General features: G+C 41.5%; 11 protein-coding genes and 1 tRNA gene. 6 read left to right on the forward strand and 6 right to left on the reverse strand.

Annotation, left to right across the window (positions count from 1 at the left end; genetic code table 11):
• The first annotated feature begins 379 nt into the window (after nucleotides 1–379).
• The 5 genes from tatA (at nucleotide 380) to gdhA (ending at nucleotide 4,614) form a co-directional block, all read left to right on the forward strand.
• Nucleotides 380–625, forward strand: a complete 246-nt coding sequence (gene tatA / locus BKK48_RS06680; RefSeq protein ID WP_077427363.1) for a twin-arginine translocase TatA/TatE family subunit — start codon at nucleotides 380–382, stop codon at nucleotides 623–625.
• 3 nt (nucleotides 626–628) lie between these two features.
• Nucleotides 629–1,180, forward strand: coding sequence for a Sec-independent protein translocase protein TatB (gene tatB / locus BKK48_RS06685; RefSeq protein ID WP_077427364.1), 552 nt, complete (start codon nucleotides 629–631; stop codon nucleotides 1,178–1,180).
• A 9-nt stretch (nucleotides 1,181–1,189) separates the two neighbouring features.
• Nucleotides 1,190–1,960, forward strand: coding sequence for a twin-arginine translocase subunit TatC (gene tatC / locus BKK48_RS06690; RefSeq protein ID WP_077427365.1), 771 nt, complete (start codon nucleotides 1,190–1,192; stop codon nucleotides 1,958–1,960).
• Nucleotides 1,961–2,016: 56 nt separating this feature from the next.
• Nucleotides 2,017–3,039 carry a porphobilinogen synthase gene (hemB, locus tag BKK48_RS06695; RefSeq protein WP_077427366.1) on the forward strand — a complete coding sequence of 341 codons (1,023 nt, stop codon included), beginning with the start codon at nucleotides 2,017–2,019 and terminating at the stop codon, nucleotides 3,037–3,039.
• Nucleotides 3,040–3,264: 225 nt separating this feature from the next.
• A complete protein-coding gene (gdhA, locus tag BKK48_RS06700; RefSeq protein ID WP_077427367.1) occupies nucleotides 3,265–4,614 on the forward strand; it encodes an NADP-specific glutamate dehydrogenase in 1,350 nt (449 codons plus the stop codon).
• 224 nt (nucleotides 4,615–4,838) lie between these two features.
• Here gdhA and BKK48_RS06705 read toward each other — a convergent pair whose 3' ends face one another.
• The 4 genes from BKK48_RS06705 to selA form a co-directional block, all read right to left on the reverse strand.
• Nucleotides 4,839–6,299 (reverse strand): DASS family sodium-coupled anion symporter, encoded by a 1,461-nt coding sequence (locus tag BKK48_RS06705; protein WP_077427368.1) that lies wholly within the window; start codon nucleotides 6,297–6,299, stop codon nucleotides 4,839–4,841.
• Between the two features lie 163 nt (nucleotides 6,300–6,462).
• Nucleotides 6,463–7,368: an RsiV family protein gene (locus BKK48_RS06710; RefSeq protein WP_077427369.1), complete on the reverse strand. Its 906-nt coding sequence runs from the start codon at nucleotides 7,366–7,368 to the stop codon at nucleotides 6,463–6,465.
• Nucleotides 7,369–7,377: 9 nt separating this feature from the next.
• Nucleotides 7,378–9,243, reverse strand: coding sequence for a selenocysteine-specific translation elongation factor (gene selB / locus BKK48_RS06715; protein ID WP_077427370.1), 1,866 nt, complete (start codon nucleotides 9,241–9,243; stop codon nucleotides 7,378–7,380).
• On the reverse strand, nucleotides 9,240–10,625 hold the full coding sequence (selA, locus tag BKK48_RS06720; RefSeq protein WP_077427371.1) for an L-seryl-tRNA(Sec) selenium transferase: 1,386 nt from the start codon (nucleotides 10,623–10,625) through the stop codon (nucleotides 9,240–9,242). The genes selB and selA overlap by 4 nt, the downstream gene beginning before the upstream one ends.
• A 70-nt stretch (nucleotides 10,626–10,695) precedes the next feature.
• Between selA and BKK48_RS06725 the strand changes: the two genes are divergently transcribed.
• Nucleotides 10,696–10,790, forward strand: a tRNA-Sec gene (locus BKK48_RS06725).
• A 111-nt stretch (nucleotides 10,791–10,901) separates the two neighbouring features.
• Here BKK48_RS06725 and BKK48_RS06730 read toward each other — a convergent pair.
• Nucleotides 10,902–11,987 (reverse strand): porin, encoded by a 1,086-nt coding sequence (locus BKK48_RS06730; protein WP_077427372.1) that lies wholly within the window; start codon nucleotides 11,985–11,987, stop codon nucleotides 10,902–10,904.
• Between the two features lie 87 nt (nucleotides 11,988–12,074).
• Nucleotides 12,075–13,181, reverse strand: a complete 1,107-nt coding sequence (locus BKK48_RS06735; RefSeq protein ID WP_077427373.1) for a YdcF family protein — start codon at nucleotides 13,179–13,181, stop codon at nucleotides 12,075–12,077.
• Nucleotides 13,182–13,217 lie beyond the last annotated feature (36 nt).

Raw genomic sequence — 13,217 nt, forward strand, 5'->3', positions numbered from 1 at the left:
CGAAAATTATTAAATAATTAACGTAAAAACATTAAGCATTATTTTTTGAAGTGAGTACCTGTTAAGGTGCTCACTTTGTTTTTGTGCTCCTCGAATTTTATTCTCCTCTAATTTTATTTTCTTCCCACATATTTATCCCTTACCTTTCTGTAATAAGAGTAGATTTTCTTTTAGTTTTCCTCGCATTAGAGAGACAATAAAGTAAAGTGAAGCTATTTCACCCTAAGAATTTTCTGGGTCTAACTTGTCACAATATTCTCTATCAAAATTAACCGCACTTTTTAAGTGGGAAAAATAATTCGCTTTAGCTATTGTTCAATGAGGTCAAAAAGAGTATAGTCAGCCCAAATTTTTATTTTTAGAAGAAGGGAATGTAATTATGTTTGGTTTATCTCCAGCACAAATGATTATCTTATTAGTGGTAATTTTATTGGTTTTTGGTACGAAAAAATTAAGAAATGCAGGGGCTGATCTAGGTGCAGCAGTTAAGGGTTTCAAAAAAGCTATGCAAGATGGTGAGCCAAAAGCCAAAGACGCGGAATTTAAATCTATTGATAACCATACTGAAACTGTAAAAAACGAAACCGCAAAAACTGAAACCACAAAAGAGAAAGAACAGGCATAACCCGTGTTTGATATTGGTTTTTCTGAACTTGTTTTATTGATGATTGTCGGCCTAGTGGTGCTCGGCCCTAAACGTTTACCGGTGGCAATTAGAACCGTCATGGGCTGGGTGAAAACCATTCGTGGGTTAGCGGCAAATGTTCAAAATGAATTAAAACAAGAACTGAAATTACAAGAATTGCAGGATAGTATTAAGAAAGCAGAATCCTTGAATTTGCAAACCCTTTCTCCCGAGCTTAGTAAAACCGTGGAAGAATTAAAAGCGCAAGCAGATAAAATGCGCACCGAATTAGAGGCAAAAGCGGCTGAGGCGGGCACAACGGTGGAAGAACAAATTCAAGAAATCAAACGTTCGGCTGAAGAGATTCAATCTGACAACAGTGTGGTTTCAGAAGAGATATCAGAAACACCTGAAGTCTTAGAAACCGATGAAAAATCATCCTCAGATCTGAGCGCACTTGAACCTCACGAACAAGCCGAATTAACGGAGCGTTTATCCGATTATTATCCCCCGGATGATATGGACGTTGCACCGGCACCCAAATCCCAATCATAGAGAGTTTTTATGAATCAAGTGGATGAATCTCAACCTCTTATTAGCCATCTTGTTGAATTAAGAAACCGTTTATTACGTTGTGTAATTTGTGTTGCGGTTATCTTTGTCAGTTTGGTGTATTTTTCTAATGATATTTATCATTTCGTTGCCTCCCCCCTCACGGAAGTCATGCCAAAAGGGGCAACGATGATTGCAACGAATATCCAAACCCCTTTTTTCACCCCAATTAAATTAACCGCAATTGTTTCGATATTTATTTCTGTCCCTTATTTGCTTTATCAAATTTGGGCGTTTATTGCGCCGGCATTGTACCAACATGAAAAACGGATGATTTATCCTCTGCTCTTTTCCAGTACGATTTTATTTTATTGCGGTGTTGCCTTTGCCTACTATGTGGTTTTTCCCTTTGTTTTCGGCTTTTTCACACAAACCGCTCCGGAAGGCGTGGCGATTGCAACAGATATCAGTAGCTACCTTGATTTTGCCTTAGCACTATTTCTTGCCTTTGGTGTGTGTTTTGAAGTGCCGATTGCCATTATTTTGCTTTGCTGGACAGGGGTGACCACTGTAAAATCCCTTTCAGAAAAACGCCCTTATATTATTGTCGCCGCCTTTTTTATCGGTATGATTCTTACACCACCTGATGTATTTTCTCAAACCCTACTGGCTGTTCCTATGTGGTTATTGTTTGAAGTGGGGTTATTAGTTGCCCGTTTCTATCAACCAAAGGATGAAGTGGAAGAAAGTGCGGTGAAAAATTCGGAAGAAAAAACGGAATAACAAATGGGGGCATTGCCCCCTTTCTTGTCATAAATAATCAGTAAAAGGATAACAGTATGACCCAACAAATTTTTACAGGATTTCCTACTCGCCGCTTACGCCGTTTGCGTAAGCATGATTTTAGCCGTCGTCTTGTGGCTGAAAATAAACTCACGGCCGATGATTTAATCTATCCGGTGTTTATTTTAGAGGGGGAAAATTACCGGGAACCTGTTCCTTCTATGCCGGGAGTAGAACGTTTAACCATTGATCAACTGTTAATCGAAGCCGGTCTGTTAGTGAAATATGGTGTGCCGGTTATTTCACTTTTCCCGGTTATTGAACAAAGCAAGAAAACCTTAATGGCGGAAGAAGCTTATAACCCGAATGGTTTGGTACAACGTGCGGTAAAAGCCTTAAAAGCAGCCTATCCGGAATTAGGTGTGTTAACCGATGTCGCCCTTGATCCTTACACTATTCATGGGCAAGACGGCATTATTGATGAGGAAGGTTATGTATTAAATGACATCACCACAGAGGTTTTAGTGAAACAAGCACTTTCTCATGCACAGGCAGGTGCAGATATCGTTGCACCGAGCGATATGATGGATGGACGTATCGGGCGTATTCGCCAAGCGTTGGAAGAAAACGGCTTTATCAATACGCAAATTATGGCGTATTCTGCAAAATATGCTTCAAATTATTACGGACCTTTCCGTGATGCGGTCGGTTCTTCCTCTAACCTTAAAGGCGGGGATAAGAAAACTTATCAGCTTGATCCGGCAAATGGTGATGAAGGCTTGCAAGAAGTGGCACTGGATTTGCAGGAAGGGGCGGATATGGTGATGGTAAAACCGGGGATGCCGTATTTGGATATGGTATATCGTGTGAAAAAACATTTTGGCGTTCCGACTTTTGCCTATCAAGTTTCCGGCGAATACGCCATGCATATGGCGGCCATTCAAAATGGTTGGTTAAAAGAGAAAGAATGTATTATGGAATCCCTCCTTTGTTTTAAACGCGCAGGGGCTGATGGCATTTTGACCTATTTTGCAAAACAAGTCGCGGAATGGCTCTATTTAGAGGGTAAAAATAAGTAGTTTTTATACCAAAAAGGTGATCTTTATCACGAAAATTAAATGTCATCTAATAAAAACGAGAAAATATTAAATATTTTCTCGTTTTTTCTTTTTTACTCATTTTTTCCTTAAAAAAATCATTGCAATATTAAATTAGTCATTGCATATTGTGTCCCTACCGTTCGCAAACGGTTGCTCATAATAAAACAAACACATTAACATCAAAAATTAAGAAGGGAACACAGTATGTCAACAGTCTCATCTTTAGAAGCATTTTTAGCAAAAGTCGCACAGCGTGATGGTCATCAACCTGAATTTTTACAAGCGGTTCGTGAAGTTTTTACCTCTATTTGGCCGTTTTTGGAAGCCAATCCAAAGTATCGTTCAGAGGCCTTATTAGAACGTTTAGTTGAGCCGGAGCGTGCTTTTCAATTCCGTGTCGCTTGGACAGACGATAAAGGTCAGGTTCAAGTAAACCGTGCGTTTCGAGTGCAATTTAATAGTGCCATTGGGCCTTACAAAGGCGGTATGCGCTTCCACCCTTCTGTTAATCTCTCAATTTTAAAATTCTTAGGCTTTGAGCAAATTTTCAAAAATGCTCTCACTACTTTACCAATGGGTGGTGGCAAAGGCGGTTCGGATTTTGACCCTAAAGGCAAATCGGATGCAGAGGTGATGCGTTTTTGCCAAGCATTAATGGCGGAATTATATCGTCATATCGGTGCAGATACGGATGTTCCTGCCGGTGATATCGGTGTAGGAGGGCGTGAAGTAGGTTACCTTGCGGGCTATATGAAAAAATTATCAAACCAAGCAGCCTGTGTTTTCACCGGACGTGGCTTATCTTTTGGTGGGAGTTTAATTCGTCCGGAAGCAACCGGCTACGGATTAGTTTATTTTGCTCAAGCGATGTTAGCCGAAAAAGGGGATAGCTTTGCGGGCAAAGTGGTGTCGGTTTCAGGTTCTGGAAATGTGGCACAATATGCCATTGAAAAAGCCTTAGCTTTAGGGGCAAAAGTGGTGACCTGTTCAGATTCTTCCGGCTATGTGTATGATCCTGAAGGTTTTACTACTGAAAAATTGAGCGCTCTTTTCGAAATTAAAAACGTTAAACGTGGCCGTGTAAAAGATTATGCTGCGCAGTTTGGCTTGCAATATGTGGAAGGCAAACGCCCTTGGGAAGTGAAAGTGGATATTGCGCTGCCTTGTGCTACCCAAAATGAACTTGAAATTGCCGATGCAAAAGCATTGATCGCAAATGGTGTGAAATTAGTAGCAGAAGGGGCGAATATGCCAACTTCTATTGAAGCAACCGATGCATTTTTAGAGGCGGGTGTATTATTTGGGCCGGGTAAAGCGGCTAACGCAGGTGGGGTGGCTACCTCCGGTTTAGAAATGGCACAAAGCTCACAACGTCTTTATTGGACAGCAGAGGAAGTGGATGCCAAATTACACCGCATTATGTTAGATATTCATGCAAACTGTAAAAAATACGGTACGCTTGAAGGTCAAGAAAACATTAATTATGTGGTAGGAGCGAATGTCGCAGGTTTTGTGAAAGTGGCTGATGCCATGTTGGCACAAGGCGTTTATTAATTGCTAACACTGAGCAGTTAAAATAACCATAGGTTAATCTGCATCTCAAAAGTGGGGTAACTCACTGATTAGGGTGCAGATTTTTTTATTGTGTCGTATGACACAGTGAACAAAATAGCTTCAAATGATGGATTAAGAATAGCCAAAGATGAAAACATCAAGAGCGAGGTAAGCATAGCATTATTCCGTTTTTCCAACGAAAAATGCTATGCTTTTTTAGGCCATTACCACCATCCTAATAGTTTCATCCAAAGTCCACCGACGACAAACCAGATAAGCAATGAGAAAATAGAGGCAATAAAACTGATCCCCCACCACTGACCGGTTGTGTTATAACCCGAACCGAATAATGCAGGCCCCGGCCCACCGGCATATTGAGTTAAACTCATTGAAAGTGTAGAAGTGTATCCTAAACCAATTGCAGCAATGATTGGTGGCGTTCCCACAGCAATCGCCGCAGCTAAAAATGCCAAATACATGGCTGAAATATGCGCCATGGCAGAGGCAAAGAAATAACGCGTGTAAAAATACACCAACACTAAAATGGTAAAGGCAATCGGCCAATCAAATACACCCACATAATTAGAAATATGCGTTGAGATCCAACTAATCGTGCCATACTTGTTTAGTGCATTGGCCATCATTACCAGCACCGCAAACCAAAACATGGTATCCCAAGCAATGGTTTCCGAAACGATGTTTTTCCAACTCATAATATTGGTTAATAAGAGGATCAACAATCCAACAAAGGCAGAGGTTGTTGCAGAAATACCAAACACAAGATCGCCTGCTGTCCAAAGCACAAGTAATAGTACGAAATCAAGGGCAAGAATAATTTCTGCCGTAGACATAGGCCCCATGGCTTTTAATTCATTTTTCGCCATTTCAGCCATTTTAGGTGTGTCTTTCAGTTCCGGTGGATAGAATAAATACACCAAATAAGGTAAGAGGATCAAACTCACAATACCCGGTACAATCGCCCCGATAAACCAAGTCATCCAAGTAATTTCAACGCCTTGTCCTTTTGCTAATTCCGCAATTAACGGGTTTCCTGCCATCGCAGTTAAAAACATCGTACAAACAATGGTATCAATCTGTGAAACCGCTATGGCTAAAAATGCACCGGCACGGCGTGCTGTTGGCCCCGGTTTGGAATCATAAGCATCGGCAATAGATTGCATAATTGGGTACATAATGCCACCGCCACGGGCGGAAGCAGAGGGAATGCCCGGGCCGATAACCAGATCCGCCAATGCCATACCATAAGCCACGCCCATCATACGCTTACCAAATTTTGCAACAAAGTAAAGGGCAATACGTTTTCCTAAACCGGTTTTAATCACTGCACGGGATAGAAACATCGCAATACCGATTAACCAAATTGTCGCATTTGAAAAACCAGATAGCATTGCTACTTCGTCTTTACCTGCTTTGATTGGGGTGAGGCCGGTTAATCCACTAATGACTAACGCCACTAAGGTTGCAGCCCCCATTGGCATCGCTTTGGCAATGATTGCCACAATCGTTGCCACAAATAGGGCAAGCATTCCCCAAGCACGAGGTGTTAAGCCTTCAGGTGTTGGGATCAAATAGATTCCGACACCCACTAAAATTGAAATCAACAACCCTTGCCATTGGAAGCCTAATTTTACTTCCACCGCAGAGGGTATTTTTACATCCGACATATTTGCTTTCTCCAAATAACAAAAATGAGTAAAGAAAATCTTCACCCATTGTGATTATACCCGCTAAAACACATTTGAAATTTGTTCTAAAACAAAAGTGCGGTGAAAAATCACCGCACTTTCCAGTTTTCTTCATTCTGAATACCACTTAAGAACTCTCAACCTAGTCCTTATCGAGATCAAAATTCACATAGTTTTGTTGTTTAAACTCAGTTTTTAACAAATCCTTTAATTGCCACCAGTTTAATGTTAAATCCGGCTCACCGGCAGCATAAGGGGCGATAGCATAAGCGCTGTAAATAAAATGTACCCCTTCAGAATCGACATAAATGTTATCAGAGACATTAAAATCGGCTTTTGGTGTAAAGGTATCCTCATCTTTTATCGTACCCTGTTGCGTATAATTATCCCAAAGTAGTGCTTTCACCTTAGGCAAGCTGTTCTCATCGAATAAATCCTTGAGTTTTAAGATTTTGTGAGAAGTGAGATCAACCGTTAAATAACGTGTTTCCCCCATTCCGTGAGCGCCCCCGGTAAAATCATAAGTCCCGATGGAAAAGGTGGCTAATTTTTCTTTCTGCCCAATAAAATTCACCCAACTGTTGGTTTCAAACGCCAAACTCGGCTCTTCCAACATGGCTCGGCGGGTTTCATCAAATCCTTTTTGATAATATTGAATGATCTGTTCACGGGTAGGCACGTTGTTGCCATCTCGAGTGAGTTCTTCCCATAATAGGGTATTTAACCAATCAATATTGGTTTTTAATGTGGAAATCCCATAGTCAATTCGGCCTTCTTCCGGCCAATAGTCTTCTCCCGCTTTTGGTTTCGGGAATTTGAGGGTTTCTGATTTTTTAAATACCACATCTTCTTGCGTAAAAATGGCTGGAATAATGTTTGATGCCCGTTCTTTTTCTGCGTTTAAATCTGCTTTTAATTGCGTATTTTCAGCGGTGATTTGGGCGACTGTTTGATTAAGTTGCTCAATTTTTGCTTGCGCTTCTTTATCCTGACAGCCGGTGGTGAAAAGTGCGGTTAAAATTACGACTGAAATCAATGTTTTTTTCATACTGTATCCTTATAGATCAAAGGTATGGTCGTCACGCAAAATATGCTCATTGCCTTTTCTGCGTAAAAACCCTGTACGGTCAAAATATTCCATAAGCTGTACCGTCAGTTTTCGGCCAAAATTTAATTGGTCGCGAACTTCATTTACAGAAACTTTGCCCTTTTGTTTGACAATTTCTTTTACTAAACGTGCGTAAGCGTAGATATTTTCTGTTAAGAAAAAGCGATCTTTCACAACCGGGGTTAAATAGCCCAATTTCCCAGCTTTATACATGAAATTACGCATTGTATTTTCATCAAGCCCCAGTGCTTTTGCCATATCACGCACCCAAATCGCTTGTCCGTTGGCTTGTTCAAATTCCGCCAAGATCACTTGCCATTGGGCTTGTTCTTGCTCCGTAAAACGGATTTTATGCTCAGGCAAATGAATCCAGCCTCGGGTTTGTTGAACAGCCCCCCTCTCTAGCATTTCATCTATAAAGTAATAGATCAGATTTTCCGGTTGGTTGAGCGCCGCCATACGATAAAGACGGGCTTTGCTCACCCCTAACTGATCGTTATGTTGTTCATGGTAGGTGGAAAGTGCGGTCAAAATTTGCTGCGTTTTTTCTTTCTGATAAGCCGCATTAAAGCAGATATCTTGATAACGCATTGCGCCACATTCTGCCAAGGCGTTATCTAACTGGCTGATGTTGAGTTGTTCGCTCCACATTAACTGAGAGGTAGCAACAGCCGTTTGTTGTAAGGTAAGCGCAATGCGTTGTGAGGCACTTTTCGCTTGCGCTAAATTTGCCAAGAAATTCAACCGCACTTCTGTTCTTTTATGGCGTTTGGGTGAATGAATTTCTAAAACATTTGCCCCTGCCACAAGGGTTTTCGCATCACCACTACGCAAAATAAGTTTATCGCCAAAGGCTAAAAAGAGCGGCGTATCCAACATAATTTCTGCCAAAGTGCGGTCATTTTTTGCCACGTTTTTATCTTGTAGCAGCACCAGTTTACCCGTTGTGCGGCTGGCAGCGTGATAAATATGCACAGGTTGGCTTTCATTTAATGGCATCTCTGCCAAAATCTCTACGCTGATGCGTGAGGTTGGCGAAGGGGGGGAAGTTTGTAATAACCAGTCTCCCCGTTTTATCGAAATGCGATCTAAATCTACATTGAGGTTGAGTGCCAAACGTTGTCCAGCCACACCCTGTTCGCTTGGTGTATTTTGTGCATGAATGGCTTTCACCCGAACTTTTTGTCCGGTAGAAAGAAAAAGTTCATCTTCCACTTGCACCACGCCGGCAAAAGCCGTACCAGTGACGACGGTTCCCGCCCCTTTAACACTAAAAACCCGGTCAATGGCATAACGGAATGGTTTTTGGGTTTCCGCCCGCTCCGGAAGCTGTTGTAAATAATCACGCAACGCCTCAATACCTTGCCCGGTTTCGGCTGAGGTGATGAAATATTTTGCTTGGCTCAAAAACGGATAATCTTGCTTAATTTGTCGGATTAATGTGTCAATTTGCTCAGAATTCGTGCGATCCGCTTTGGTGATCACCACCATAATTTCATGGAACTGTAATTGACGTAAAATCGCTAAATGTTCTTTGGTTTGTGCGGCAATGCCTTCATCTGCAGCCACGATCAGCATGGCATAATGAACGCCACCTAAGCCTGCCAGCATATTTGATAGGAATTTCTCATGCCCCGGTACATCAATAAACCCGAGTGTTTTCTTCCCCTCACCGAGTGGCAAATAGGCATAACCCAGATCGATCGTCATACCTCGTTTTTTTTCTTCCGGTAAATGCGCAGTATGTGTGCCGGTGAGGGCTTTAAGTAATGCGGTTTTGCCGTGATCAACGTGCCCTGATGTGACAATAATCATAATTCATCCACCACTTGTAATAACATTTCTATTGTCGCCACACTGCGAACATCCAACCATAATTTGCCGTTTTCCATTCGCCCGATAATGGGTTGAGAGCGTTTTTTGAAACGTTCGGAAAGTGCGGTTAATTTCATATTCGTTTTTTCCGCAATGGTGACGGCAAGGGAAGGAATGCGTGCCATGGGTTGTGAGCCACTGCCGATCTGAGCCTGACTTTCTTCAATTTGAATGTCGAACTGTGAATTTAACCGTTTTTCCAACCGCACTTTAAGGCGTTCTGCTTTATCCTGTAATGTTTCAAGGGATTGAGTGAGCAAATGTAATGTCGGCAGAGTTTCCGTTAATTTTTCCCTATTCAAATATAAACGCAAGGTGGCTTCTAACCCGGCAAGGGTAACTTTATCGCAACGTAATACCCGTTTTAACGGATGAGCCTGCAGTTGTGCGATCCATTCTTTTTTCCCCACAATAATACCCGCCTGCACGCCTCCTAATAATTTATCGCCGGAGAAGCTGATTAAATCCACCCCTTGAGCCACTTTTTCTTGCACAGTCGGCTCTTTTGGTAAACCGTATTGGCTTAAATCAATGAGGGCGCCACTGCCGAGATCCGTCACTACCGGTACATTCATCTCTTTCCCCAGCTCAACCAATGCTTGCTCTGAAACCGATGAAGTAAAACCTAAAATTTGATAATTACTGCTATGCACTTTCATTAACAATGCCGTGTTTTCAGTGATGGCTTGGCGATAATCCTTTAAATGCGTGCGATTGGTTGTACCCACTTCCACTAAATGACACCCCGCCTGAACCATAATATCCGGAATACGAAAGGCCCCGCCGATTTCAATAAGTTCACCACGAGAAATAACCACTTCTTTACCTTGGGCAAAGGTTGCTAACATTAAAAGCACCGCCGCTGCATTATTATTTACCACACAAGCTGCTTCTGCCCCGGTTAAATGGGATAACAGCACACTAATTTGCTGATCACGATGACCTCGTTTGCCTTCTTCCAAATCATATTCCAAGGCAACATTTCCCTGCATGGCAGATAATGCGGCTTGTTGTGCGGCTTCCGACCATATTGCCCGGCCCAAATTGGTGTGTAATATAGTGCCGGTCAAATTATGTACGGTTTTAATTTGTACGGTATTTTGCTGATGTAAACGCACTTGAAGTTCAGCAAAGGTGCGTTCAATATCATTGAAATAGTCAGGAAGTTGATGATTTTTTTGAATGGATTGGCGTGCCTGTGTTAATAATTCTCGACACATCGCCACCACGGCGGAATGGCCAAATTCGGCGATAAGTTGTTCACCCTGTGGCATTTTGAGAAGTTTATCAACGGCAGGTAGCTGTTGAAAAAGTGCGGTCATTTTTGAACCCGTTTAAAATAACGTTGAATTGGCGGCTAATTTACGCTAAAGTACCGCCAATTTCAACCTTGGAAGGTCGTCATCTCCGGTGAGGTGGCAGGACTTCAAATCCTGTTGAGGACGCCAGCGTTCTCGGGTGGGTTCGACTCCCATGACTTTCCGCCACTCTCTTTGCTTTCCCCACTGCGATTGAAATCCCTGCGCTATATTATGTTTCCTCCCATTAAAAAATATTAAGGTTTAATATCCCTCAAAATAGGATGTTGATGTATCTATTTAAAAATGAATTCTTAATCCTGCACTAACAACATAATCTGAATGATTAACAAAATGTTGTTTTGCTGATTTTCCTCCGTTATAGCGGTATTTTGCCCCCTCAAGAAATGCGACGACTTGGCGATGTAATTTGTAATCTACGCCTAAAATAATTCCTTTTAATTTTCGTGTAGTGAAGTTTTCTTTACCATTTTTGATTGGTGATTGCGCTTTCCCCCACAAATAGCCGGCATAAATTTTACTTTTCGGATTAAATTGATATTTGGCAGCAGCGAGCCATTCTTCCACTTGGTGGAATTGGGCATTGCTTTGTTTGTTTTTTACTTCGACTTTTTGTCCTCGCCAACCAAAACCATATTGTTGATGATAGCGGCGGCGACCGTAATCCAAGCCCACAGAAAAATCGTGATAGGTTAATCCTAACCCCAATCCTAATGCCCGTTCTATATTGGTTTCTGATTTCCGTTGACGGCTAACACCCACTTTCGCATCAACTTTCCAATCTTGAAAAGTATTATTGAAAAATAGTGCTAAAACATAACCATTGGTGTTCGGTAACATTTTTACTTGTCCGCTTTTATCTACGGTTTGTTTACCGCTTTCACCAAAAATATAATCTGCTCCGACTTTAAAACCGTAGAACTCTCTTGATGTGAAATGAATGACCTGATCTGCCCGTTTAATCACTTTTTTCACATCGGTTAGGTTATAGCTGTAATCTGCTGCACTGAGTAAATCACCATTAGTGATTTGTTTACCAAAAGTGAAAGTGCCCAGTGGTTTATATTGAAAACCGGCGTAAAGATAGCGAGTGTAGAGTGAACTCCCTGTTTTTTTATCGGTAAAACGCATTTCGACATTACCAAGTGCAGTTAAATTTTCACTAATTTTATGGTTTATCCGCAAACGAATGCGTGAGCCATTATCGTCTAAATCGGTGCGTTCGCCTTGTTTATGGTGTATTTGGAAGCGGAGTGAACCCCCTAAATCGATTCGAGAGCCCCCTTCTTGATAGATTGATGCGGCAAAAGAGTAGTAAGGGACAAGAGCTGAAGTTAATAAAAATAAGCCTAATTTTTTCATCATATTTACCTTATAAAAAACGTACCAAATCCCTTCCCCGTTTGTTTTTAAACGGGGAGAGATGATTGAGAAATTGTAGAGTTTTAATGATTATTGGAAACGTTGAAAATCACTGAGCGTGAATAATCCCATTGAGCGGGCAACATTGACATAGGTATAAAGCGCTTCAATCTGTTTTTTCTCAGCACTTGGTGCGCTCCCACCGCCAACGCCGTCAATTTTGAGCGGATAGCCCACATAATCAGCGTAACCTTTTAATACAGCGGTGGCTCTTGGGATATGAAGTTGTGTTCCGACACCAAGAATAGTATGCAGGTTATGGTGTTTAAACAGTTTTACCATACCAATTGCATTTCCCGGGGTATCTCGGGCAATCGGATCAAATAAGAAACGATTTGGATTTACGCCATTTTCTTTCAGCCATTTTGCCATCACATCGGATTCTGCGTAAGGCGTTTTGACTGGCCCTCCACTTAGTACCAATTTTGCATTTGGATATTTTTCCGCCATTTCTTTGGTTTTTTCTAAGCGTTGTAATAAGCCCTTTGATGGTGAACCGTCCGGATTGGGTGATTGCCCGAATACGGCAATAGCATCAAATTTCAATTGGGTTTGAGGTTGAGCGGAAAATGGCTGTTGTAGAATTTTTTCGGTGAAACGGAAAAAATTACGCATCGTCTGTGCCGCTTGTGGTGAACGTTTTTCTAAGGCATTGAAACGTTGATTGACTTGTTTTTCATCTTCTAAGGTTCTTGCTACCAAAATACTGACTGCAAGGGCATGTAGATCATCTGGTTTACGGCGTAAAATTTGATCTAACTGAGAAAGGGCTTGGCGATAGTCTTTATTAATGAGATAGGCTTCAACTTGAAGTCGGTATGTATTGAGATAATCAGGTTTTTCTTTCACTTTTTGATCTAAAGAGCGATAAAGCTTTTGCCATTCCCAGCGACGGAAAGCTTTCACATCATCTTTCAAATAAGGATCGTTTTCATAATCTTGAGCATAAGTTACAACGAGATGTTCAATCGCCTCTCCACGTCCGCTTTCTTTACCCTTTGGTGCTTCAACGACACTTGATAAAGTAAAACCAAGCGGTGATATATCTTGGGTATTTTGTACGCATCCTGAAAGGGAAAGTGCCCCTATTCCTAATAAAAGTGCGGTAAAAAGTCGGTGGGTTTTAAACATTTTCATTGATGTCTCCTTAACGATATCAAATTTCAGTGATAA

This window comes from Rodentibacter heidelbergensis (assembly GCF_002000125.1).
GTDB lineage: Bacteria > Pseudomonadota > Gammaproteobacteria > Enterobacterales > Pasteurellaceae > Rodentibacter > Rodentibacter heidelbergensis.

Bases quoted from the DNA above. Each gene is read 5' to 3' on its own strand.
- tatA (WP_077427363.1), top strand. From the start codon at position 380: ATGTTTGGTTTATCTCCAGCACAAATGATTATCTTATTAGTGGTAATT.
- tatC (WP_077427365.1), top strand. From the start codon at position 1,190: ATGAATCAAGTGGATGAATCTCAACCTCTTATTAGCCATCTTGTTGAA.
- hemB (WP_077427366.1), top strand. From the start codon at position 2,017: ATGACCCAACAAATTTTTACAGGATTTCCTACTCGCCGCTTACGCCGT.
- gdhA (WP_077427367.1), top strand. From the start codon at position 3,265: ATGTCAACAGTCTCATCTTTAGAAGCATTTTTAGCAAAAGTCGCACAG.
- BKK48_RS06705 (WP_077427368.1), bottom strand. From the start codon at position 6,299: ATGTCGGATGTAAAAATACCCTCTGCGGTGGAAGTAAAATTAGGCTTC.
- BKK48_RS06710 (WP_077427369.1), bottom strand. From the start codon at position 7,368: ATGAAAAAAACATTGATTTCAGTCGTAATTTTAACCGCACTTTTCACC.
- selB (WP_077427370.1), bottom strand. From the start codon at position 9,243: ATGATTATTGTCACATCAGGGCACGTTGATCACGGCAAAACCGCATTA.
- selA (WP_077427371.1), bottom strand. From the start codon at position 10,625: ATGACCGCACTTTTTCAACAGCTACCTGCCGTTGATAAACTTCTCAAA.
- BKK48_RS06730 (WP_077427372.1), bottom strand. From the start codon at position 11,987: ATGATGAAAAAATTAGGCTTATTTTTATTAACTTCAGCTCTTGTCCCT.
- BKK48_RS06735 (WP_077427373.1), bottom strand. From the start codon at position 13,181: ATGAAAATGTTTAAAACCCACCGACTTTTTACCGCACTTTTATTAGGA.